The following is a 20567-nucleotide window of genomic DNA, read 5'->3' as shown; positions in this document are numbered from 1 at the left end:
CCGGCTGCAGCGCCTGCAGGCGCTGCCGCCGGGGCCGGGGACGTCGGGGCCGCCTGCTGCGCCGCGGGCGCCCCGGTCGTCATCGTCGCTGTCGTCCCGTTACCGGACGTGGGCACGCCCGACCCTCCTTCGATGGTTCCCGGCTTGCCGTGGGGCAGGTCCGAGGGCTGGTAGTCGGCGAAGAACTCCCACCACGCAGGGTCGACAGAGTTCTTGTCGGCCAGGTACTGCTGGTACAGCTCGTCGACGAGCCACTCGTTGGGCCCGAAGGACGAGGCGTGCTCCGGCGAGGCGTGCTGGGTCACGGCGTGGATCGCCTACTTCCAGTGCTCGGCAAGACGTCAGCGGCTTCCGTCAACAGTACCCAAGGACCTGCTGAACGAGTTCACGAGGTGATGACCTCGGCGGCGGACGACGGACCGCACGCGACGAGCGGTCGAACGGTCCGCCGGGCCGCGCCGAACGGCACAGGGGGGCAGCCCGCGAGGGGCTCCCCGACGCCGGTGTCAGCGGATCCACGGTCGGTGAGTCTGTCAGGTGACGTCCCGACGCAGCGTGAGCGCCGCGCCGACGCCCGCCGACACCAGCGCGTACCCGAGGAGCACGAGCACGCCGCCCCACCAGGGCAGGTACGCCGCGTCGAAGCCGCCTGCGCTGGTCGGGGGCGTGACGATCGCCGTCGTGGCCTGGCTCGGCAGGAACTTCGCGACCGTCCCCGCGTCGAGGGCGTTGAGCCCGAGCGCGAGCAGCGGCTCGACGATCCAGGCGACGCCGACCGAGAGCAGCAGGGCGAGGACCTGGTTGCGGATGAGCGTCCCGACGCCCAGCCCGAGCACCGCCCAGAGCGCCACGGCGACGACGGCGAGCCCCATCGAGCGCGGGACGCCGTCCGTCGTGAGACGAAGATCACCGCCGCGCAGGGCGATCGTCGACGCGCCGGCGACCACCCCGGCAAGGACGGTGACGACGCCGTAGACGAGACCGATCGCGCTGAGCGCGACGAGCTTGGCGAGGACGACCCGGACGCGCCGCGGCGACCCGAGCAGGGTCGCGGTGATCGTCTGGTGCCGGTACTCCCCGGCCATGGAGACGACGCCGATGACGAGGGCGAACAGGTACGCCGTGCCGAGACCGGCCGTGTAGACGGACCGGACGACGGCCGGGTCCTCGACGCCCGGGGTCGGGGTGCCGTCAGCGCCGCTGAGGCCGGCGATCGCGGCCGTGAGGACCGCGAACGCGGCCGCCGTCACCGCGACGCCGATGAGCAGCCCCCACCACAGACGCGTCGTCGAGAGCTTGCGCAGCTCGGCGCGGACGAGGCGGTTCACCGGGCCACCTCCTGACCGGTCCAGGCAGCCTGGACGGCCCGGCCGGCCTGGCCGGCCTGGCCCGCCTGGCCGGTGCCGGATCCTGCGTGCCCGTAGCCGGTCGGACCGCCGTCGGCGGTCGCGCCGTTCCCGACGAGGCCGAGGAAGATCGACTCCAGGTCGCTCTCGGCGGCCCGCAGCTCGTGCAGCTCGACGCCGGCCTCGAAGGCGGCGTGCCCGACCTGGGCCGGGGTCGCGCCGGCGGGGGTCGGCCCGCCGACGCGCAGCGCGCCGTCCGGTCCCGGTGGTTCGACCGTGAGGCCGGCCTGCGCGAGGACCTCCGCGAGGCGCTGCGGCTGCGGCGCCCGGACGACGACGGCCGGGGCGCCCTCGAGCTCCTCGAGCGAGGCCTGCCGGACGAGCCGGCCGCGGGCGATGATGACGACGTCGTCGACGGTCTGCTGGACCTCGGAGAGCACGTGGCTCGACACGAGCACGGTGCGGCCCTGGCGGGCGAGGTAGCGCAGGAAGCCGCGCAGCCAGGCGATGCCCTCCGGGTCGAGCCCGTTCGCCGGCTCGTCGAGCAGGAGCACGGGCGGGTCGCCGAGCAGGGCCGCGGCGAGCGCGAGCCGCTGGCGCATCCCGAGGGAGAACCCGCCGACCCGGCGGTCGGCCGCGTCGGTGAGGCCGACCAGCCCGAGGACCTCGTCGACCCGCGCGTCGGGGACGCCGCCGGCGGCCGCGAGCACCCGCAGGTGGTCGCGCGCCGTCCGACCGGCGTGGAAGCCGGTCGCCTCGAGCGAGGCGCCGACCGTGCTCGTCGGCTCGGGCAGGTCGGCGTACGGCACGCCGCCGACGAGCGCCGTGCCCGACGTCGGGCGGACCAGCCCGAGGAGCATCCGCAACGTCGTCGTCTTGCCCGCGCCGTTCGGGCCGAGGAAGCCGGTCACCCGGCCGGGCCCGACGGTGAAGGACAGGTCCTCGACGGCGGTGACGCTCCCGAACCGCTTCGTGAGGTGCTCGACCGTGACGGACGGCCCGCTGGTCATCGGTACTCCTCGCCTCTCCTGATGGCCGCCGGTGCCCGGAGGGCCGCGGCCGGTGCGCCCCACGCTAGGCAGTCCGCCGGTCGGGACGGATCCGTCGCCGGACGGAGCCGGTGCCCGTCGGTCCTCCGCCGTGCGGAGGGGGTGGTCCCATCGAAGGGGCGGCCCTCCACCGGCGCGACCGCAGACGTGTCGGCCACTCGTGACATCCTCGCCGTGACGCGGCCCGCGGTCCCATGACCTCGGGCCCGGTGTCCCGGCCAGGACCAGGAGAGCCCGTGCAGTTCCTCAACGACGCGCGGGGCGGCAGCGCCCCGCTCACCGACCTCACCTACTCGGACGTCTTCCTCGTCCCGTCGCGCTCGCACGTGACGTCCCGGCTCGACGTGGACCTGTCGTCGGTCGACGGCACGGGGACGACGACCCCGGTGGTCGTCGCGAACATGACCGCGGTGACCGGCCGCCGGATGGCCGAGACGGTCGCCCGCCGCGGCGGCCTCGCCGTCCTGCCGCAGGACGTGCCGCTCGACGTCGTCGCGGACGTCGTCGCGTGGGTCAAGCGCCGCCACACGGTGCTCGAGACCCCGGTGACGCTGCGGCCGGGGGAGACCGTCATCGACGCGCTCCACCTCATCCCCAAGCGCGCCCACGGTGCCGTCGTCGTCGTCGACGAGGAGCGCCGTCCGCTCGGCGTCGTCACGGAGGCCGACTGCCGCGGCGTCGACCGGTTCACCCTCGTCGGCGAGGTGATGTCGACCGAGGTGCTGACGATCGACGCGACCCTCGTCGAGGGCCCGGACGGCCTGGCCCGGACCTTCGACGTCCTGCACGGCGCGCGGCGCAAGTTCGCGCCCGTCGTGCGGGACGGCGTCCTCGCGGGGGCCGTGACCCGCACCGGCATGCTCCGCTCGACGATCTACGCCCCGGCGCTCGACCCGGTCGGCCGGCTGCGGATCGGCGGGGCGATCGGGATCAACGGGGACGTCGCCGCGAAGGCGGCCGCGGTCCTCGCGGCCGGGGTCGACGTCCTCGTCGTCGACACCGCGCACGGCCACCAGGAGAAGGCGGTCGAGGCGGTGCGCGCGGTGCGCCGGCTCGCCCCGGCCGTCCCCGTCGTCGCGGGCAACGTCGTCACCGCCGCCGGTGTCCGGGACCTCGTCGAGGCGGGCGCCGACATCGTCAAGGTCGGCGTGGGCCCGGGCGCCATGTGCACGACCCGGATGATGACCGCCGTCGGCCGCCCGCAGTTCTCCGCCGTCCTCGAGTGCGCCGCGGCGGCCCGTGCCCTCGGCGCGCACGTCTGGGCGGACGGCGGCGTCCGGCACCCGCGCGACGTCGCCCTCGCGCTCGCCGCCGGGGCGAGCCAGGTCATGGTCGGCTCGTGGTTCGCCGGCACCTTCGAGAGCCCGGGCGACCTGCTCGTCGACGAGCAGGGCCGGGCGTACAAGGAGTCCTTCGGGATGGCCTCGTCACGTGCCGTCGCGGCCCGGACGAAGGCCGACACGCCGTTCGAGCGCGCCCGCAAGGCCCTCTTCGAGGAGGGCATCTCGACCTCGCGGATGCACCTGGACCCGGTGCGGCCCGGCGTCGAGGACCTCCTCGACCACATCACCTCGGGCGTGCGCAGCGCGTGCACGTACGTCGGGGCGACCTCCCTGCCGGAGTTCGCCGAGCGCGCGGTCGTCGGGATCCAGTCGCACGCCGGCTACGAGGAGGGGCGCCCCCTGCCGTCGGGGTGGTGAGACCGGCGCCACGGCGCGGTGGTGGGGCTGCGGGCGGGCCCGGCGTCCGTACGATGGACGCACGATGCCTTCACGACCTACGCCCCGCCCGCACGCCCGCCGCCAGGACCGGACCGTCGCGTGACCGAGTGGATCCTCCTCGGCGTCGCCGTCCTGCTCACCCTCGGCACCGCCCTCTTCGTCGCCGCCGAGTTCTCCCTCGTGGCGCTCGACCGGCCGACCGTCGAACGGGCCGTCGCGGCCGGTGACGAGCGCGCCGAGGGCGTCCTCGCCGCCGTCCGCAGCCTGTCGACGCAGCTCTCCGGCGCCCAGGTCGGCATCACGGTGACGACCCTCGTCGTCGGCTACCTCGCCGAGCCGTCGCTCGCGACCCTGCTGCTCGGCCCGCTCACGTCGGCGGGGCTGCCGGCCGACAGCGTCCCCGGGGTGTCCGTCGCGATCGCGCTCGTCGCCGCGACCGCCTTCTCCATGGTCGTCGGCGAGCTCGTGCCGAAGAACTTCGCGATCGCCGAGCCGCTCGCGACCGCCCGGGTCGTCGCCGGACCGCACCGGGCCTTCACCCGCGCGGTCTCCCCGCTCGTCGCGGTGCTCAACGGGACGGCGAACCGGATCCTGCGCTCGGTCGGCGTCGAGCCGCAGGAGGAGCTGTCGAGCGCCAGGTCGCCCGCCGAGCTCGCCTCGCTCGTGCGCCGCTCCGCGCGCGCCGGCACGCTCGACGAGCAGACCGCCACCCTCCTGACCCGGTCGCTCGACTTCGGCACCCGGACGGCGGCCGACGTCATGACCCCGCGGGTGCGGGTCTCGACGCTGCACCGCTCGGACACCGCGGAGGACGTCGTCCGGCTCGCACGCGAGTGCGGGCACAGCCGGTTCCCCGTCATCGGGGACGACGCGGACGACGTCCTGGGCGTCGTCCACCTCAAGGCCGCGCTCGCCGTCCCGCGGGACCGCCGGGGCGACGCGTACGCCGGCGGCCTGGCCGTCGAGGCGCTGCGGGTGCCGGAGACGATCCGGCTCGACCCGCTCCTCGTCGAGCTGCGCGGGCACGGCCTGCAGCTCGCGGTCGTCGTCGACGAGTACGGCGGCACCGCGGGCGTCGTGACGCTCGAGGACGTCGTCGAGGAGCTCGTCGGCGAGGTGTCCGACGAGCACGACCGGACCCGGCCGGGGGCCGTCCGGCGGCGCGACGGCTCGTGGGTCGTCCCCGGGCTCATGCGGCCCGACGAGGTCCGGGAGCGCACCGGCGTCGAGCTGCCCGACGGCCCGGCGTACGAGACGGTCGGCGGGCTCGTCATGGCCCGCCTCGGCCGGCTGCCGCGCACGGGTGACGAGGTCCGGGTGGACGGCGCGCTCGTGCGGGTCGAGCGGATGGACGGCCGGCGGATCGAGCGGGTCCGGCTGGCGGTGCTCGACGCGGACGACGCGAACGGCACCCCGGCCGACCGGGACGGGCAGGACCCGGCATGAGCGACCTGTCCGCCCTCGGCGTCGCCGTCCTCCTGCTGCTCGGCAACGCCTTCTTCGTCGGCGCCGAGTTCGCCGTCATGTCGGCCCGGCACAGCCGCGTCGAGCCCCTCGTCGCCCAGGGCAGCCGGGCCGCCCGGACCGCGCTGTGGGCGATGGAGCACGTCTCGCTCATGCTCGCCGCCTGCCAGCTCGGCATCACGGTCTGCTCGCTCGGCCTCGGCGCCGTCGCGGAGCCCGCCGTCGCCCACCTGCTCGAGGGCCCGTTCGCCGCCGCCGGCCTGCCCGAGGCGTTCGTGCACCCGGTCGCCTTCGCGATCGCGCTGACGCTCGTCGTGTACCTGCACGTCGTCGTCGGCGAGATGGTGCCGAAGAACCTCGCGCTCGCCGGCCCCGAGCGGGCCGCCCTCGTGCTCGCCCCGCCCCTCGTCGTCGTCGCGCGCGTCGTGCGGCCGCTCATCGCCGTGCTCAACGCCGTCGCGAACGGGGTGCTGCGGCTCCTGCGGGTCACCCCCAAGGACGAGGTGTCGTCGACGTTCACCGCCGAGGAGGTGCGCTCGATCGTCACCGAGTCGACCCGGGAGGGTCTGCTCGACGACGGCCAGGGCCTGCTCGCCGGGGCGATCGAGCTCGGCGACCGGCGGGCCGGTGACGTCATGGTGGCCTGGGACCGGCTCGTGACCGTCTCCCGGCCGGCGACCCCCGAGGACGTCGAGCGGCTCGTCGCGAAGCACGGGTTCAGCAGGTTCCCGGTGGTGCCCGCGGCGGGCACCGGGGACGTCGTCGGCTACCTGCACGTCAAGGACCTGCTCTACGCGGACGACGAGCGCTACACCGAGCCGGTACCGGACAAGCGGGTGCGGACGCTGGCGTCGGTCTCGCCGCGGGACGACGTCGAGGACGTCCTCGCGGTCATGCAGCGCTCCGGCTCGCACCTCGCCCGGGTCGTCGGGACGACGGGGGAGACGCTCGGCGTCGTGTTCCTCGAGGACGTCCTCGAGGAGCTCGTCGGTGAGGTCCGGGACGCCACCCAGCGCCGCGTGCCGCGCTGACGAGCCGCGCTGACGTGCAACCGACGTGCCGCCGACAGGCCGCCGACATGCCGCACCGGAACGGGCCCGGACGACGGCCTACGGGCCCCGGACCCGATCCGGACGGCGTGTCGGCGGGTGTGTCGGGAGAACCCCGGGCGCGCCGGGCCCTTGGGCCCGGCGGTCACCCTGCGGGCCCGGGAAGGGGTCGGAACCCTACCGTCAGCGTGGGTTTGGCGTAACCCTCGGTGACATCAAGCCTTCCCTAAGGGCGAGTTCGTCACGCTCGGGAGTCGATTGGGGCGTTCAACACGCCGCCGGTGACTTGCGCTCGGACCCCGTGTCCGATTTATAGTTCCGTGACTTCGACGCCGGGTACCCCACCTGGCGGGAGTCGAAACCTCGTGAGTCCGAGTGTTCGAAGGAGGATCTGGGCCCGTGCCGTCGCACCGCGCGGAGACCCCGACCCCCCGCCGCCGGACCGACCGTCCCGACATCTCCCAGCGCCGCCAGGCGCGCGCCACGGCGCCGGTGGAGCCCGGGTACGACCCCCGCGTCGAGGCAGCCCCGCAGTACGCGACCCTCGCCCCCGCCGGGCTGCTCGAGGACCGGCCCGCGGCCGACGCGTACGACGTGTACGACCCGGCCCCGTTCAGTGGCTTCGAGAGCTTCGAGACCGGCGGCCTGGACCTCGGCGGCCCGGGCTACCACGGCGCCCCCCACCACGACGCCGGGCAGCACGAGACCGAGCAGTACGACACCCAGCAGCACGACACCCGGCACCGCACCGCCACCCCCGCCCCGTCCGACGGCTACGACCTGTTCGGCGGGGCGTTCGCGTCGCCGGTGTCGGCCGCCGCGCCGGCCTCGGTCGTCAAGGGCGGCCCGCAGCAGCCCATGACGCGGGCCCAGCTCCGCGCCGCCGAGGGCCCGCTGACGAACCGGTCCTCGCGCCGCCAGGCGGAGAAGGCCGACAAGGCCGGCCGCACGCGCCGCCCGGCTCCGCAGGCCGTGAGCCCGCGCGACGCGGTGAAGAGCGGCACCACGCAGACGACGAAGGCGCCCCGAAAGGGCCGCACCGGGCTGAGCCTGCCGCAGGTCGGCGTGGCCAGCGCCCTGGGCCTGGCGACGATCGCCGCGCCGCTCACTGGCGCGCTGTCCGTCCCCGCCGTGAAGACCGCCGCCGAGCCGATGCCCGCGGTGGCCGCCGAGGCCCCGTCGGTCGCCTTCCCGCACGTGGCCGCCCCGGAGGCGAACGCGGTCGAGGAGGCCAAGCTCGTCCCCGGCGCGAACGACGGCTCGACCGTGCCGAGCACGCTCGCGGCGCCCCGCACGATCATCGTCACCCGGGCCTCGCGGGACAGCGAGCGCTCGGTGCTGCCGGGCTGCGACGGCAAGATCCCGCGCGGCGAGACGTGGAGCAACGGGCAGATCGCGACGAAGGAGCTGTGCACGCTCTGGGAGCCCAAGCACATGCTCCGCGCGGACGCCGCCGTCGCCCTGGCGAAGCTGAACATCGCCTACAAGAAGCGGTTCGGCAAGGACATCTGCATCACCGACTCCTACCGGACGCTCAGCGAGCAGCGGCACCTCAAGGCCATCAAGCCCGGCCTCGCGGCCGCGCCCGGCACGAGCAACCACGGCTGGGGCGTCGCCACCGACCTCTGCGGCCGCATCGAGGACTACGGCAGCGCGACCTACCGCTGGATGCGCGCCAACGCCCCCGCCTACGGCTGGGAGAACCCGGACTGGGCGCTGCCCGGCGGCTCCGGCCCGTTCGAGCCCTGGCACTGGGAGTACATGCCGGGCGAGAAGGTCGGCCCCGGCTCCGACTGAGCCGGCCACCTTCCGGGCGCGTGGGTCAGTGCCCGCGGAACGCCTCCTGGAGCCACCACGAGCCCTCCGGTGACGCCACCCGCGCGTGCACGAGCAGCGGGCGCGACCGGTCGCCGTCCACCCAGCGCCGGACCCCCTCGACGTCCTCCGGGCGCCGCACCGTGACGGTGTCGAAGCCGTAGCCCGCCCCGATCGCGGCGATCTCCGTCTCGGGGAACGTCACCGTGCCCAGCGGCTCCCCGGCCGTGAAGTGGTGCACCTCCGCGCCGTACGCCGCGTCGTCGTAGACCACGACGACGAACGGCAGGCCGAGCCGGCGGACGGTGTCCAGGTCGGCGGCGGACATCAGGGCGCCGCCGTCCCCGAGGGCCGCGACCGTCAACCGGTCCGGCCGGGCGACCGCCGCGCCGACGGCGCTCGCGAGCCCGAGCCCGATCGACTGGAACGCCTGCGTGAAGACGAAGCCGTGCTCGTCGGGCACCGCCAGGTACATGCTCGGGTAGCCCATGAAGTTGCCGGAGTCGACCGCGACCGTGCGGGCGGCGGGGAGCACGTCGTCGAGCAGCGCGGACAGGGTCCGCGGGTCGATCGTCCCCGCGGCGGCGTCCGACCAGTCCTCGTACGGCACCGACCGCCACGAGCCGTGCGCCGCGATCCGCGCGGCGAGGACGGTGTCCCGCCCGCCGTGCGAGGGCAGGGCCTGCGGGCCGCCGCGGCGGCCGAGCGCCGCCGTCACGGCCCGGGCGGTGCGGGCGACGTCGCCGACGACGCCGAGGTCGACGGGCCGGTTGCGGCCGAGCGCCGCCGGGTCGACGTCGACCTGGGCGACCCGGCTGCCGGGCCGGAGGAGCCGGCCGTGCCGGGTCGTCCACATCGTCAGGGTGCAGCCGAGCGCGACGACGACGTCGGCGGCCTCGACGAGGCCCGCGGCGAGCGGCGTCGCGAAGCCGCCGCACACGTCGAGCGCCCAGGGCTCGCCCGCGAACAGCCCGCGGGCGGCCGCCGAGGTGGCCAGGAGCGCGTTCGCCGCGTCCGCGAGGGCGAGGACCTCGGCGCGGGCGCCGCGCGCGCCCCGCCCGGCGACGAGCACCGGCCTACGGGCCCCGGCGAGCAGCGCCGCGAGCGCCTCGACGTCCGCGGCCGAGGCGTCCGGCGGCTCCGGCGGCGGGGGAGCGGCGAGCGTCGCGAGCCCGGCGGCGACGTCGTCCGGCACGTCGAGGCCCTGGACGTCGAGCGGCAGGTTGAGCAGGACCGTGCGGCGCTCGTCGCGCGCGAGCAGGTACGCGGCGCGGGCCTCCTCGACGCACGTCGCCGCCGACGTCACCCGGGCCGTCGCCGCCCCGACCGCCGCGGCGAGCGCGGGCTGGTCGACGAAGAAGTTCGACGCGCGCTGCGTCGCCTCCGCCGCGAGCACGAGCAGGGGGGTGCGGGACTTCGCCGCCTCGGCGATCCCGGTCATCGCGTTCGTCAGGCCGCAGCCCTGGTGCACGCTGAGCGCCCCGACCTCGCCGGTCGTGCGGGCCCAGGCGTCGGCCATCGTCGCGGCACCGCCCTCGTGCCGCGCGGCGACGAACCCGGCGCCGCCCGCGACGAGCGCGTTCGTCACGTGGAAGTTGCCGCTGCCGACGACGCCGAACACCTGGCGGACGCCGAGCCTGCCCAACGCCGTCCCGACCGCCTCCGCGACGTGCACCGCCGGCCTCCGTCAGCGCTCGACGAACGCGAGCACGCGTGCCGGGCTCCCCGAGCCGCCGCGGATCGGCAGCGGGGACGCGACGACGACCGCACCGGTGGCGGGCAGCCGCGCGAGGTTCTGCAGCTGGGTGAGGCCGTACTTGCCGGCGCCGAGGAGCATCGAGTGGCACGGGAAGGCCGGGTCGAACGCGAACGCGCCGCCGGCGTCGGTGCCGACGGTCTCGACCCCGACCCCGAGGATCGGCGCCTCGGCGGCGAGCCAGCGCGCGCACTCGACGCTCACGCCGGGCGTGTGCGGCCCGTTCTCGTCGGCGTTGAGGATCTCCGCCTGGTCGTGCGCGCGGGCGTCCCAGCCGGTGCGCAGGAGCAGCCAGCCGCCGACGGGCAGCGGGCCGTGCTCGGCCTCCCAGGCCCGGACGTCCTCGACCTCGAGGAGGAAGTCGGGGTTCTCGGCGACGCGTGCGGTGACGTCGAGGACGGCCGCCGGGCCGACGAGCCGGGCCGGCGGCACCTGGCTCACGTCGTCGAGGCCCTGGCCGGTGACCCAGTGCACCGGTGCGTCGAAGTGCGTGCCGGTGTGCTCGCCGGTCCGGAAGTTGTTCCAGTACCAGCCGGGGCCGCGGTCGTCGTAGCGGCTGATCTCCTCGCGCTCGAACCGCCACGTGTTCCCGAACGGCTCGGGGAGCATGAGGATCGGGGTGTCCTCGTGGAGCGGCGCGGTGAGGTCGACGACCTCCACCGCCCCGGACGCGAGGGCCTCGACGAACGACGACAGCACCGACATGGGGGTCTCCCGGGGAGCAGGCCCGCCACGCGGGCGGTGGACGTGCCGGACGATACCGGCGCGCACCGACGAGCAGTAGACGCGCGGATCACCGGGTGCGACCGGAACGGCCGCTGGTGATCGGGGTATGACCGCACTAGAGTCGCGGTGTGACCCGTAAGCGAACCTTCAGCCTGCCGGACGACCTGTCCGACGAGCTCGACCGGGCCGCCGGGGGCAACGCCTCGGCGTACGTCACCGAGGCGGTCCGGGAGCGGCTCGCCCGGGACGCGGCCGTCGGCCGGATCGACGAGCTGTTCGGCCCGCCCGACCCGGAGGCGATGGACTGGGCCATGGAGCTGCTCACCGGCAAGCGACCCGCCACGCCCGCGACGTGATCGGCGGCCGGGTCCTCGACGCGGCGGCGATCGGCGACATCGTCATCGGCCGCACGGTGTACGGGGGTGCGTTCGTCCGTGCGGCCCAGCAGGTCGGCATCACGCTCGTGCTGCCCGCCGTCGCGCTCCAGGAGGCCTGGATGGCGTGCCGGGAGAAGGACTGGCCGTTCCTCGAGCTGCTCCTCGACCTGCCCGTGACGCTCGTCCACCCGCTCGACGGCTCCGGGGCCGAGCGCTCGGCGCTCATCGCTCGGGCGTCGTCCCCGCGTCCGAAGCAGGGCAAGCACCAGGCCCGCCCGGTCTGGGACGCCTCGGCCGCGCACGCCGTCCTCGTCGCCCGGGACCGCGGCTGGCCGGTGCTCACCGGTGACGTCCGGCGGATCCGGGCGCTCGACGCGACGATCCCCGTGGAGACGCTGCCGGCGCCCTGACCGGAACGCCCGCCGGCGGTCAGCCGGCCTCGAGCAGCCGCACGACCTCGGTCTGGCCCTTCTCCCGTGCGTGGTCGAGCGCCGTCAGCCCGCCGCGGTCGCGGATGCCGCGGTCGGCGCCCGCGGCGAGGATGCTCCGGACCACGGCCTGGTGCTGCGGACCGCCGTCGCCGAGGATCACCGCCTCGAGCAGGGCAGTCCAGCCGAGGTTGTTCACGTGGTCGACGGCGACGCCCGCGGCGAGCAGCCGGTCGACGACCTGCGGGTAGCCGCGGTGCGCGGCCCGGATGAGGCCGGTGCCGTCGAACGAGTCCAGGGCCCGGACGTCGCCGCCGTGGGCGAGCGTGAGGTCGAGCAGCCGGACGTCGTCCCCGATCTCGGACGTCGCGATGAGGTAGGCGCTCTGCTGCGTGGAGTCCTCGTGGTTGACGTCGGCGCCCGCGTCGACGAGCGCGCGGGCGGCGTCGACGTGGTTGCCGTACGCGGCCCGGACGAGGGCCGTGGCACCGGTCGGGTCCACGGCCCGGACGTCGGCCCCGGCCGCGAGCGCGGCCCGCACCGCGGCGGTGTCGCCGGCCGTCGCGGCGGCGATGAGGTCGAGGTCGGCCCGGGACGTCGCGGCGGGTGCCGTGGTCGGGGCCCCGGCCGAGGCGGCGGAGGAGGTGGGCCGTGCCGCGGGGGAGGCGCCGCCGCCGCGACGTTCGTCGTCCGGCCCGAGCGCGCCGGAGGCCACCAGGGCGCCCGCACCGACCGCGACCGCCACCGCGACGACCACCCCGGTGCCCGGGCCGCGCCGTCCCGTCCGCCGGGTCATCGCCGCCACCTCAGCGCCCGAGCAGGTCCGCGTGCCAGCGGGCCGCGACGTCGGGGTGCGAGCGCAGCCGCACCTTGAGGGTGTTGAGCCCGAAGCTCGCGAGGATCGGGTTCGACGGGTCGGTGCTCGCGCCGCCCGGGGCGAGCGCGGCGAGGTGCGGCGGGAGGTCCACGGGCGTGAGCGTCGCGTGCAGCGCCGGGTTGTGGAAGTAGGCGACGGAGAGCCGGTCGACGCCGGGGGGCGGGCTGAGCACCCGGTGCACCGCGGCGCGGAAGTACCCGTGGGTGAGGAGCTGGACCATCTCGCCGAGGTTGACGACGTACGTGCCGGGCACGCGCGGGACGTCGACCCAGGTGCCGTCGCGCTCGACCTCGAGGCCGCCGACGTCGTCCTGGAGGATCATCGACATGAAGCCGGTGTCCCGGTGGGCGCCGACGCCCTGCCGGTGCGCGCCGTCGTCCGCGCCGTCGTCCGTGCCGCCGGGCGCCTGCTCCGTCGCCGGGTAACGGATGATCTTCAGCCGGAAGTCGGGCCGCGGGTCGACGATCGGGGCGAAGAACTCCGCCGGCTGGCCGAGGGCCAGCGCCAGGGCGCGCATGAGGGTCGTGCCCGTCGTCTGCATCTGCGCGACCCAGGGCTCGACGGCGGCCCGCAGCCCGGGGAGCGCGGCCGGCCACAGGTTCGGCCCGCGCATCCGCAGCCAGGCCGGGTCCCCCTCGGCGAGCTCGGGTTCGGGGTCCTCCGGGCCGATGTCGAGCTGGTCGCGGCGGTCCGGGCGGCCGGCGGTGTACTCGCCGCCGGTGCGGGTGTAGCCGCGGAACGCGGGGGAGCGGACGTTCTCGACGCTCAGCCGGTCGGCCTCGGGCAGGTCGAAGAACGCGAGCGACTGCGCGACGACGGCCTCTTCGAGAGCGGGGGAGATCCCGTGCCCGGCGAGGTAGAAGAAGCTCACCTCGTGGCAGATCTCCCGCAGCGCGTCGACGAGCTCCGCCGCGGCCGGCGACGCCGGGTCGGTGCGGAACGCCGTGAGGTCGAGGACGGGCAGCGCGGTCACGGACGCAGGATAGGCAGCCTGCCCTGCCCGCTGTCGATGCCCGGACCCGCGGCCGTCAGTCCCCGAGCTCCTCCCGCAGCAGCGCACCGAGCCGTTCGAGGCCGTCCTCGAGCCGGTCGTCGGGCAGCGCCGAGAAGCTCATCCGCGCGTGGTTCGACTCCTCGTGCACCGGGAAGAACGTGCCGCCCGGCACCCAGGCGACCTTCGCCTCGGGGATCATCCGCCCGCTCATGAACGCCGCGGTGTCGAACCCCTCGGGGAACGTCGCCCATGTGAAGAGGCCGCCCTGGGCGCGGGTGAACCGCACGGACGACGGGAACCACCGCGCGACGCCGGCGAGCGCGACGTCGCGCTTGTGCCGGTAGGAGGCGCAGATCCGGCCGATGTGGGCGTCGATGTCGTAGCGGTCGAGGTAGGCGGACGTCGCGGCCATGTTCAGCGTGCTGCACTGGGTGTCGGTCGCGGTCTTGAGCAGCGTCAGGGCGCCGAGGACGTCGCGGTCGGCGAGCACCCAGCCCAGGCGCATCGACGGCGCGAGGATCTTCGAGAAGCTCCCGAGGTGGATCACCCGGCCGTCCGGGGCGAGGCTGCGCAGGGTCGGCAGCCGCTCGCCCTCGTAGCGCAGCTCGCGGTACGGGGTGTCCTCGAGGACGACGAAGCCGAACCGGCCGGCGAGCTCGACGAGGTGCTCGCGGCGGCGCAGCGAGAGCGAGACGCCCGTGGGGTTCTGGAACTCCGGGACCGTGTAGAGGAACTTCGGCACGTTGGCGGGTGAGGCGGCGAGCAGTGCCTCGAGGGCGTCGGTGTCGAGGCCCTCGTCGTCCATCGGGACGGTGAGGTAGCGCGGCTCGTACGGGTTGAAGGCGATGAGGGCCCCGAGGAACGTCGGGTTCTCGGTGAGCACGAGGTCGCCCGGGTCGAGGAGCATCTTCGCGACGAGGTCGAGCCCCTGCTGCCCGCCCTGGACGACGAGCAGGTCGTCCGCGTCGCAGGTCATGCCGTCCTTGGTGAGCCGCTCGGCGACCTGCTCGCGCAGCCGCGGCATCCCCACGGACGCCGTGTACTGCAACGTGTTCGCGTGCGCCGGGGTGAGCAGGTCGGCGTAGACGGCGGCGAGCTCGTCGACGGGGAACAGCGTCGGGTCCGGGTAGCCGCCGCCGAACGAGACGATGGCCGGGTCGTCGCCCAGGCGCAGCAGCTCGCGGATGGCGTTCGGCCGCACCCGGGACATCCGGGCGGCGACGGGCAAGCTCACGCGTGCCCCTCGAAGTCGTCGGCCTCGTCGCTCGCGATCTCCTCCTCGACGCTCACGGCGGCGCCGTCCTCGCCGACCCGGATCGTCGCCCGGCCGGCCGCGATCGTCGCGTCGAGGCCGAGGATCTGCGTGAGGCTGCGGCCGCCCGCGTGCTTGGCGCGCCAGGCCTCCTCACGCTCGGCGACGAGGGCGGTGAGCCGCACGACCTGGGCGAGGTGCCGGCGGGGGACGACGACGAGGCCGCTGCGGTCGCCGCGGACGACGTCCCCGGGCTCGACGACGACCCCGCCGCACTGGACGGTGACGTTGAGGGCCCCCGGCCCGGTGTTCGAGCCGGTCGCGGGGTGGGTGCCGCGCGCGAACGTCGCGAGCCCGACCTCGTCGATGCCGTCGACGTCGCGGACGGCGCCGTCGACGACGAGCCCGACACCGCCGCGGGCCGCGAGCGCGCCGCTGACGATGTCCCCGACGACGGCCGCGTCGAGCCGGCCGCCCGCGTCGACGACGAGCACGTCACCGGGGTGCACGACGTCCGGGCTCTTGAGGACGAAGAGGATGTCGCCCGGCTTCGTCCACAGCGTCACCGCGACGCCGCACAGCTCGGTGCCGCCCGCGGTCCAGCCGATGCCGGGGCCGACCACGCCGACGGGGCCGCCGCAGTCCGCGATCTGGGTCGTCGGGAACCGGCCCAGGGCGGCGACGAGGTCGGCGTCGGGCCGGTCGACCAGCTCGTGGACGCTCCACTGGTCGGGGTGGGACTTGCTCATCGCGGCCTCCTCGCACGGACGGGCCCTCATTGTGGCGCCCCGTCCGCACCGGGCCGCGGTGCGGGCCGGCGGGAGCGCCTCACCGGTAGGCGTCGAGCGTGCGCCGGACGTGGTGGTCGATCCATGGCCTCGGGGTCGCCACCCGACGGACGAGATGGCGGTAGAAGAGCGGGCCGACCAGGGCGTCGACGAAGGCCGCCGGTTCCAGGCCGGGCGGCAGCTCGCCACGGTCGACGGCGGAGCGTACGACGGCCACGACGTCGGAACGACGCTCGTCGGTCAGACGCGCGTACCGGTCCGCCACGACCGGCGCCGAGTCGATCGCAGCGACCACCGCAGGCAGCGTGCGCCCCCACTCGCTGGAGCGCAGGGCCTCGGCGAGACCCGTCAGCATGCGCGTCAGCTGCGCTGCGACCGGGAGCGAGGCACCGGCATCGGTGGGCGGTTCGAGGAGGTCGTCGAGGGCTTCGGCGAGCAGGTCGTCCCGGCTCGGCCAGTTGCGGTACAGCGTGCTCCGGGCGACGCCCGCCTCGCCGGCGATCGCGTCGATCGTGGTACCGCCCAGCCCGTCGCGCCGCAGCACGGCGCGCGCCGCGGCGAACACCTTGGTGCGGGTCCGCAGCTGACGCGGGTCGAGCACGTCCTGGCCGGCCTCGTCCACGGGGCCATTCTACGCACCACATCTGTCGCACATCTGCGCTACAGTTCTGTTGCACAGATCGGGGATCGTGAGAAGGGACGAGGGCATGGCGGAGACGGCGGAGACGGCACGTCGCAGTGTGGGGTCGATGACGGTGCTGCACCCGCACCAGGTGTCGCCCGGGTTCGTCGAGGACACCGTCCAGCACGGTGGTCCCGTGACCCTCGACCCGTTCCTGTCGATCACGGACTTCCGGATGAGCAGGCCGACGTTCGCGCCGCACCCGCACGCCGGGTTCTCGGCGGTGACGTACATGTTCCGGGACTCCGCCGGCTCGTTCCGCAACCGCGACAGCCTGGGTGACGTCAGCCTGATCGGCCCGGGAGACCTGCACTGGACCCAGGCGGCGCGCGGGATGATGCACGAGGAGATCCCGACGAGCCCGGTACGGAGTGCCACGGGATGCAGCTGTTCGTCAACCTGGCCGCCGCGCACAAGCACGCCGCGCCGGGCGCTCTTCATCTCGCGGCCGCCGACGTCCCGGTCGTCGTGCCGTCGGACGGTGTGACGGTGCGGGTCGTGACCGGCTCGGCGCTCGGTGTCGCGTCACCGCTCGAAGGGCTGCTGACCCCGGTCACGCTGCTCGACGTCGACCTCGGGGCCGGTGCGGCGGCCGAGATCCCGGTCCCGCCGGACCGGCGCGCGGTGCTGCTGGTCGTCTCGGGTGGCCTCACCGTCGCCGGCACCACGCTGCCGCAGCATGCGGTCGCCTCGCTCGACGGTCCCGCCGGGCTGGTCGGTGCCGTCGCGGGAGCCGAGGGCGCGACCGTCGTCGTCCTGGTCGGTGCGCCGATCGCGGAACCGGTGCTGTTCGGTGGTCCGTTCTGCATGAACACCCGGGCCGAGCTCGCCGACGCGGAGCAGCGCTTCCGTCGGGGCGAGATGGGCCGTCTCGCCCCGTCGTTCTGATCCGGAGGTCCGAACCGTGAGCAGCTTCACCCCCCGTGAGCTCGACTACCTGGCCGGCCAGCGACTCGGTCGCATCGCGACCGTCGGAGCGGACGGCACGCCGCACGTCGTCCCCGTCTCGTTCCGCCACAACCCGGAGACCGACACCATCGACGTCGGAGGTCACGGCCTGGCCGCGTCGAAGAAGTGCCGGGACGTGGCCCGCGGCAGCGCCGTCGCGATCGTCGTCGACGACGTGCTGCCGCCCTGGCAGCCGCGCGGCGTCGAGGTGCGCGGCAGCGCGCAGGTCCTCGCCGCAGGTGGATCGTCGGTCGGGGCCGGCTTCGATCCCGACCTCATCCGCATCGTCCCCAGGCGCATCATCGGCTGGGGTCTGGACACCGACCCGTTCCGGCCGAACGCCCGCGACGCGTGAGAGGCGGGCGGTGTCGCCGGGGGAGCCCAGGACTTTGAGACAATGTCCTGCCCGACCCCGCCGCCCCCGTCCCCGAGAGGCCCGAACCCGTGTCGCACGACCTGCCCGAGCCCGACCGCCGCACCGGGGAGGGGATCGCCGCGGAGGACCTCGACGTCGTCCTGCGGGTCATGCGCCAGCTCGACGGGCTGCCGCTGGACCACCCCGACGCGATCGCCGTCCGGATGGCCACGGCCGAGGTCTTCAAGCAGGTCAAGCAGCGGCGCCGCAAGGAGAAGCAGCAGCAGGTCCGCTCGAACGACGACGCCGTCACGGCCGCCACGGCGACCGGGGCGCCGGGCCGGATCGACGACGAGACGCAGGGCCTGCCGCTCACCTCGAACGCCGAGGGCGCGATCGCCGGCACCCTGCTCCGGGCGCGGTCCTGCTACATCTGCAAGGACCGGTTCACCGTCGTCGACGCGTTCTACCACCAGCTCTGCCCGCCGTGCGCCGCGATGAGCCACCGCAACCGCAACGCCCGCACCGACCTCACCGGCCGGCGCGCGCTGCTCACCGGCGGCCGGGCGAAGATCGGCATGCACATCGCGCTGCGGCTGCTGCGGGACGGCGCCCACCTGACGATCACGACCCGGTTCCCGAACGACGCCGTGCGCCGCTACACCTCGATGCCGGACAGCGCCGACTGGCTGCACCGGCTCAAGATCGTCGGGATCGACCTGCGGGACCCGGCCCAGGTCATCGCGCTCGCCGGGTCGGTCGCCGCGGCCGGCCCGCTCGACGTCCTCGTGAACAACGCCGCGCAGACCGTGCGGCGCTCCCCGCAGGCGTACGCCCCGCTCGTCGCGGCCGAGTCGGCGCCGCTGCCCGCCGGGCCGCACCCCGAGGTCGTCACGTTCTCGCGCGCCGGGGACGCCGTGTCGGGGTCGCTCGGCGGCTCGTCCGCCGTGCCGGTCCAGGGCGGCCCGGACGGCGCCGCCGACGCTGCGGACGGCGGTGCGAACGGCGGTGCGGTCGGTGACGGGGAGCCGGTCGTCGCGCACTGGGCGCCGTCCCCGCACGCCCTGACCGCGCTCGCGCTCACGGCCGGCTCGGCGTCGATGGACCGGGTCGCGGACCGGACGGCGATCGACGCCGGCGGCCTGCTGCCCGACCTCGCGCACACGAACAGCTGGGTGCAGACCGTCGAGGAGGTCAGCCCGCTGGAGATGCTCGAGGTGCAGCTGTGCAACAGCACCGCGCCGTTCATCCTCGTGAGCATGCTGCGGCCGGCGCTGCGGGAGGCGGCCGCGAAGGCGCCGAGCGGGCGGGCCTACGTCGTCAACGTGTCGGCCATGGAGGGCCAGTTCACCCGCGGCTACAAGTCGCCCGGCCACCCGCACACGAACATGGCGAAGGCCGCGCTCAACATGCTCACGCGGACGAGCGCCAAGGAGATGCTCGAGACCGACGGCATCCTCATGACGGCCGTGGACACGGGCTGGATCACCGACGAGCGCCCGCACCCGACGAAGCAGCGCCTCGCCGAGGAGGGCTTCCACGCGCCGCTCGACCTCGTCGACGGCGCGGCCCGGGTCTACCACCCGGTCGTCGCCGGCGAGGCGGGCGAGGACCTCTACGGGTGCTTCCTCAAGGACTACAAGCCGTCCAACTGGTGAGTCGCCGGGCGCGGCCCGGCCGCCCGGTGCGGTTCGGGTGAACTGTCCGGCCTGTTCCCCGGCGCCGCGGCGGTGTGATCCCTAGGATCCGTCTGTGCCGGATCGGGGTCCGGAAGCACCGGAACGCACCACGGTCGTCGTCGGGGTCGACGGCGCAGGTCGCACGCACCGCCTGGACGAGCTCGCGGCGGTCGCGGACGGCCCGGTGCTGCGCGTCGGTGCGCCGGTCCCGGCGGACCTGCTGCGCGAGCTCCTGCGGGGAGCGGCTGCCGACGGGGCGCTCGTCCTCGTCGACGACCCGCACCGGCTCGACGACACCGCCCTGGCGCTCCTCGCGGCGTCGGCGCGCGACGGCGTGCCGACCGTCGTCGCCCGCCGCCCGGTCGTCGGGTCGGCCGCGCTCGCGGACCTCGACGAGGCGGCCGCCGGCCAGGGCCGGGTCGAGGTGCTCGCACCCCTCGACGCGGCCGGGGTCGGGCGGATCGTGACGGCGGTGACCGGCGCGGTCTGCCCGCCGCGGCTCGCCGAGCAGGTGCGGACGGCGTCCGGCGGGCTGCCCGCGGTCGCCGTCGCCGTCGCCTCCGCCCTGGAGGCGACCGGCGGCGCCCTGCCCGANTCGACGGCGCCGGCGCCGTCGACGGTGCGGGGCCGCCCGCGCCCGCGCTCGCGGCCCGGCTGCAGCGCCGCCTCGCCGCGATCCCGCCGGGGCACACCCGGCTGGCCCGGGTGCTCGCCCTGGCCCCCGACGCGGGCGACGAGATCCACGCCGCGGCCTCCGGCCTCGACCGCGCCACCGCGACGGACGCGCTCGGCACCCTGCGGCTCATGGGTCTGCTCTGCCCCGGCTCCGACCGGCTCCTCCCCGCCGTGGCCGCGGCCCTGCTCGCCGGGCTGGCCCCCGCGGAGCGCCGGCGGCTCGACGAGGACGTCGCCCACGCGCTCGCCGGGTCCGGCGGGGCGGCGGTGCGGGCGGCGGAGCACCTGCGCTCGGCGCGGGCCCGGGGCGCGGCAGCGGCGGCGGCCTACTGCGCGGCCGCCGAGGAGCTCCGGTTCACCGACCCGCAGGCGGCCCTCGGCTGGTTCGAGGAGGCGCAGGAGGCGGGTGCGCCGGTCGCCGAGGTCGCCGCCGGTGCGGCGGAGGCCGGTGCCCTGCTCGGTCTCGCGGTCGACACCGACCCGCCGCCCGGCGCGGACCCCGACCGCGCCGCCCGGCTGGCCCGCGTCGCCGGGGCCCTCGCGGCAGCCGGCGGCCGCCCCGGGCGGGCCGGCGACCTGTTGCTGG

General features: G+C 75.6%; 20 protein-coding genes. 10 read left to right on the top strand and 10 right to left on the bottom strand.

Translation table 11 applies throughout. The features are described from left to right. The 3 genes from ECOMGDLI_RS17640 to ECOMGDLI_RS17630 all read right to left on the bottom strand — a co-directional run. Positions 1-305: hypothetical protein (locus ECOMGDLI_RS17640; RefSeq protein ID WP_233153509.1), on the bottom strand; the 305-nt coding region annotated here is incomplete at its 3' end. A gap of 228 nt (positions 306-533) precedes the next feature. Continuing rightward, positions 534-1328: an ABC transporter permease subunit gene (locus tag ECOMGDLI_RS17635; protein ID WP_158221047.1), complete on the bottom strand. Its 795-nt coding sequence runs from the start codon at positions 1326-1328 to the stop codon at positions 534-536. Next, on the bottom strand, positions 1325-2356 hold the full coding sequence (locus tag ECOMGDLI_RS17630) for an ATP-binding cassette domain-containing protein (protein WP_088318165.1): 1032 nt from the start codon (positions 2354-2356) through the stop codon (positions 1325-1327). The genes ECOMGDLI_RS17635 and ECOMGDLI_RS17630 overlap by 4 nt, the downstream gene beginning before the upstream one ends. Positions 2357-2631: 275 nt before the next feature. On the opposite strand from ECOMGDLI_RS17630, the gene ECOMGDLI_RS17625 reads away from it, so the two are divergent. The 4 genes from ECOMGDLI_RS17625 to ECOMGDLI_RS17610 all read left to right on the top strand — a co-directional run bounded on the left by ECOMGDLI_RS17625 (position 2632) and on the right by ECOMGDLI_RS17610 (position 8426). After that, the gene (locus tag ECOMGDLI_RS17625) at positions 2632-4095 is read left to right on the top strand and encodes a GuaB1 family IMP dehydrogenase-related protein (protein WP_233153508.1); all 1464 of its coding nucleotides are present in this window, start codon (positions 2632-2634) and stop codon (positions 4093-4095) included. Positions 4096-4215: 120 nt separating this feature from the next. After that, positions 4216-5562: a hemolysin family protein gene (locus ECOMGDLI_RS17620; RefSeq protein ID WP_088318163.1), complete on the top strand. Its 1347-nt coding sequence runs from the start codon at positions 4216-4218 to the stop codon at positions 5560-5562. Then, positions 5559-6611, top strand: a complete 1053-nt coding sequence (locus ECOMGDLI_RS17615; RefSeq protein ID WP_088318162.1) for a hemolysin family protein — start codon at positions 5559-5561, stop codon at positions 6609-6611. The genes ECOMGDLI_RS17620 and ECOMGDLI_RS17615 overlap by 4 nt, the downstream gene beginning before the upstream one ends. A gap of 417 nt (positions 6612-7028) precedes the next feature. Further along, positions 7029-8426, top strand: a complete 1398-nt coding sequence (locus ECOMGDLI_RS17610; protein WP_088318161.1) for a M15 family metallopeptidase — start codon at positions 7029-7031, stop codon at positions 8424-8426. Positions 8427-8451: 25 nt separating this feature from the next. On the opposite strand, the gene ECOMGDLI_RS17605 is transcribed toward ECOMGDLI_RS17610, so the two are convergent. Together ECOMGDLI_RS17605 and ECOMGDLI_RS17600 are read right to left on the bottom strand one after the other, a co-directional pair. Continuing rightward, a complete protein-coding gene (locus tag ECOMGDLI_RS17605; RefSeq protein ID WP_088318160.1) occupies positions 8452-10119 on the bottom strand; it encodes a thiamine pyrophosphate-binding protein in 1668 nt (555 codons plus the stop codon). A 12-nt stretch (positions 10120-10131) separates the two neighbouring features. Beyond that, complete coding sequence (locus ECOMGDLI_RS17600; protein ID WP_088318159.1) at positions 10132-10905, bottom strand: cyclase family protein; 774 nt, start codon at positions 10903-10905, stop codon at positions 10132-10134. Between the two features lie 149 nt (positions 10906-11054). Here ECOMGDLI_RS17600 and ECOMGDLI_RS17595 point away from each other — a divergent pair, with 149 nt between their 5' ends. Continuing rightward, positions 11055-11282 carry a ribbon-helix-helix domain-containing protein gene (locus ECOMGDLI_RS17595; RefSeq protein ID WP_088285890.1) on the top strand — a complete coding sequence of 76 codons (228 nt, stop codon included), beginning with the start codon at positions 11055-11057 and terminating at the stop codon, positions 11280-11282. Then, complete coding sequence (locus ECOMGDLI_RS17590) at positions 11279-11713, top strand: hypothetical protein (RefSeq protein WP_088285888.1); 435 nt, start codon at positions 11279-11281, stop codon at positions 11711-11713. The genes ECOMGDLI_RS17595 and ECOMGDLI_RS17590 overlap by 4 nt, the downstream gene beginning before the upstream one ends. A gap of 19 nt (positions 11714-11732) precedes the next feature. Here ECOMGDLI_RS17590 and ECOMGDLI_RS17585 read toward each other — a convergent pair whose 3' ends face one another. From ECOMGDLI_RS17585 to ECOMGDLI_RS17565, 5 genes are all read right to left on the bottom strand, one after another. Further along, entirely contained in the window at positions 11733-12527 is a 795-nt protein-coding gene (locus ECOMGDLI_RS17585; protein ID WP_143447765.1) for an ankyrin repeat domain-containing protein, read from the bottom strand. Positions 12528-12537: 10 nt separating this feature from the next. Next, positions 12538-13581 (bottom strand): isopenicillin N synthase family oxygenase, encoded by a 1044-nt coding sequence (locus ECOMGDLI_RS17580; RefSeq protein ID WP_088318158.1) that lies wholly within the window; start codon positions 13579-13581, stop codon positions 12538-12540. A 55-nt stretch (positions 13582-13636) separates the two neighbouring features. Beyond that, complete coding sequence (locus ECOMGDLI_RS17575; RefSeq protein WP_198954956.1) at positions 13637-14836, bottom strand: PLP-dependent aminotransferase family protein; 1200 nt, start codon at positions 14834-14836, stop codon at positions 13637-13639. Next, a complete protein-coding gene (locus tag ECOMGDLI_RS17570) occupies positions 14833-15603 on the bottom strand; it encodes an RraA family protein (protein ID WP_088318157.1) in 771 nt (256 codons plus the stop codon). The genes ECOMGDLI_RS17575 and ECOMGDLI_RS17570 overlap by 4 nt, the downstream gene beginning before the upstream one ends. Positions 15604-15682: 79 nt before the next feature. Beyond that, on the bottom strand, positions 15683-16264 hold the full coding sequence (locus ECOMGDLI_RS17565; RefSeq protein ID WP_088318156.1) for a TetR/AcrR family transcriptional regulator: 582 nt from the start codon (positions 16262-16264) through the stop codon (positions 15683-15685). Positions 16265-16349: 85 nt separating this feature from the next. Between ECOMGDLI_RS17565 and ECOMGDLI_RS17560 the strand changes: the two genes are divergently transcribed. The 4 genes from ECOMGDLI_RS17560 to ECOMGDLI_RS17545 all read left to right on the top strand — a co-directional run bounded on the left by ECOMGDLI_RS17560 (position 16350) and on the right by ECOMGDLI_RS17545 (position 19285). Beyond that, a complete protein-coding gene (locus ECOMGDLI_RS17560; protein WP_088318155.1) occupies positions 16350-16811 on the top strand; it encodes a pirin family protein in 462 nt (153 codons plus the stop codon). Next, a complete protein-coding gene (locus tag ECOMGDLI_RS17555; RefSeq protein WP_088318154.1) occupies positions 16706-17212 on the top strand; it encodes a pirin family protein in 507 nt (168 codons plus the stop codon). The genes ECOMGDLI_RS17560 and ECOMGDLI_RS17555 overlap by 106 nt, the downstream gene beginning before the upstream one ends. Before the next feature lie 16 nt (positions 17213-17228). Beyond that, on the top strand, positions 17229-17627 hold the full coding sequence (locus ECOMGDLI_RS17550; protein WP_088318153.1) for a PPOX class F420-dependent oxidoreductase: 399 nt from the start codon (positions 17229-17231) through the stop codon (positions 17625-17627). A gap of 170 nt (positions 17628-17797) precedes the next feature. Next, positions 17798-19285, top strand: a complete 1488-nt coding sequence (locus ECOMGDLI_RS17545; protein ID WP_088318167.1) for an SDR family NAD(P)-dependent oxidoreductase — start codon at positions 17798-17800, stop codon at positions 19283-19285. The last annotated feature ends 1282 nt before the right edge of the window (positions 19286-20567 follow it).

Origin of the sequence: Kineosporia sp. R_H_3 (assembly GCF_002198675.1) — a bacterium.
GTDB lineage: Bacteria > Actinomycetota > Actinomycetes > Actinomycetales > Kineosporiaceae > R-H-3.
The sequence above is the reverse complement of the archived record's forward strand: the minus strand, read 5'-3'. Positions and strand labels throughout refer to the sequence as shown.

Bases quoted from the DNA above. Each gene is read 5' to 3' on its own strand.
- ECOMGDLI_RS17630 (WP_088318165.1), bottom strand. From the start codon at position 2,356: ATGACCAGCGGGCCGTCCGTCACGGTCGAGCACCTCACGAAGCGGTTC.
- ECOMGDLI_RS17615 (WP_088318162.1), top strand. From the start codon at position 5,559: ATGAGCGACCTGTCCGCCCTCGGCGTCGCCGTCCTCCTGCTGCTCGGC.
- ECOMGDLI_RS17600 (WP_088318159.1), bottom strand. From the start codon at position 10,905: ATGTCGGTGCTGTCGTCGTTCGTCGAGGCCCTCGCGTCCGGGGCGGTG.
- ECOMGDLI_RS17585 (WP_143447765.1), bottom strand. From the start codon at position 12,527: ATGACCCGGCGGACGGGACGGCGCGGCCCGGGCACCGGGGTGGTCGTC.
- ECOMGDLI_RS17570 (WP_088318157.1), bottom strand. From the start codon at position 15,603: ATGAGCAAGTCCCACCCCGACCAGTGGAGCGTCCACGAGCTGGTCGAC.
- ECOMGDLI_RS17560 (WP_088318155.1), top strand. From the start codon at position 16,350: ATGGCGGAGACGGCGGAGACGGCACGTCGCAGTGTGGGGTCGATGACG.
- ECOMGDLI_RS17555 (WP_088318154.1), top strand. From the start codon at position 16,706: ATGCAGCTGTTCGTCAACCTGGCCGCCGCGCACAAGCACGCCGCGCCG.
- ECOMGDLI_RS17545 (WP_088318167.1), top strand. From the start codon at position 17,798: ATGCGCCAGCTCGACGGGCTGCCGCTGGACCACCCCGACGCGATCGCC.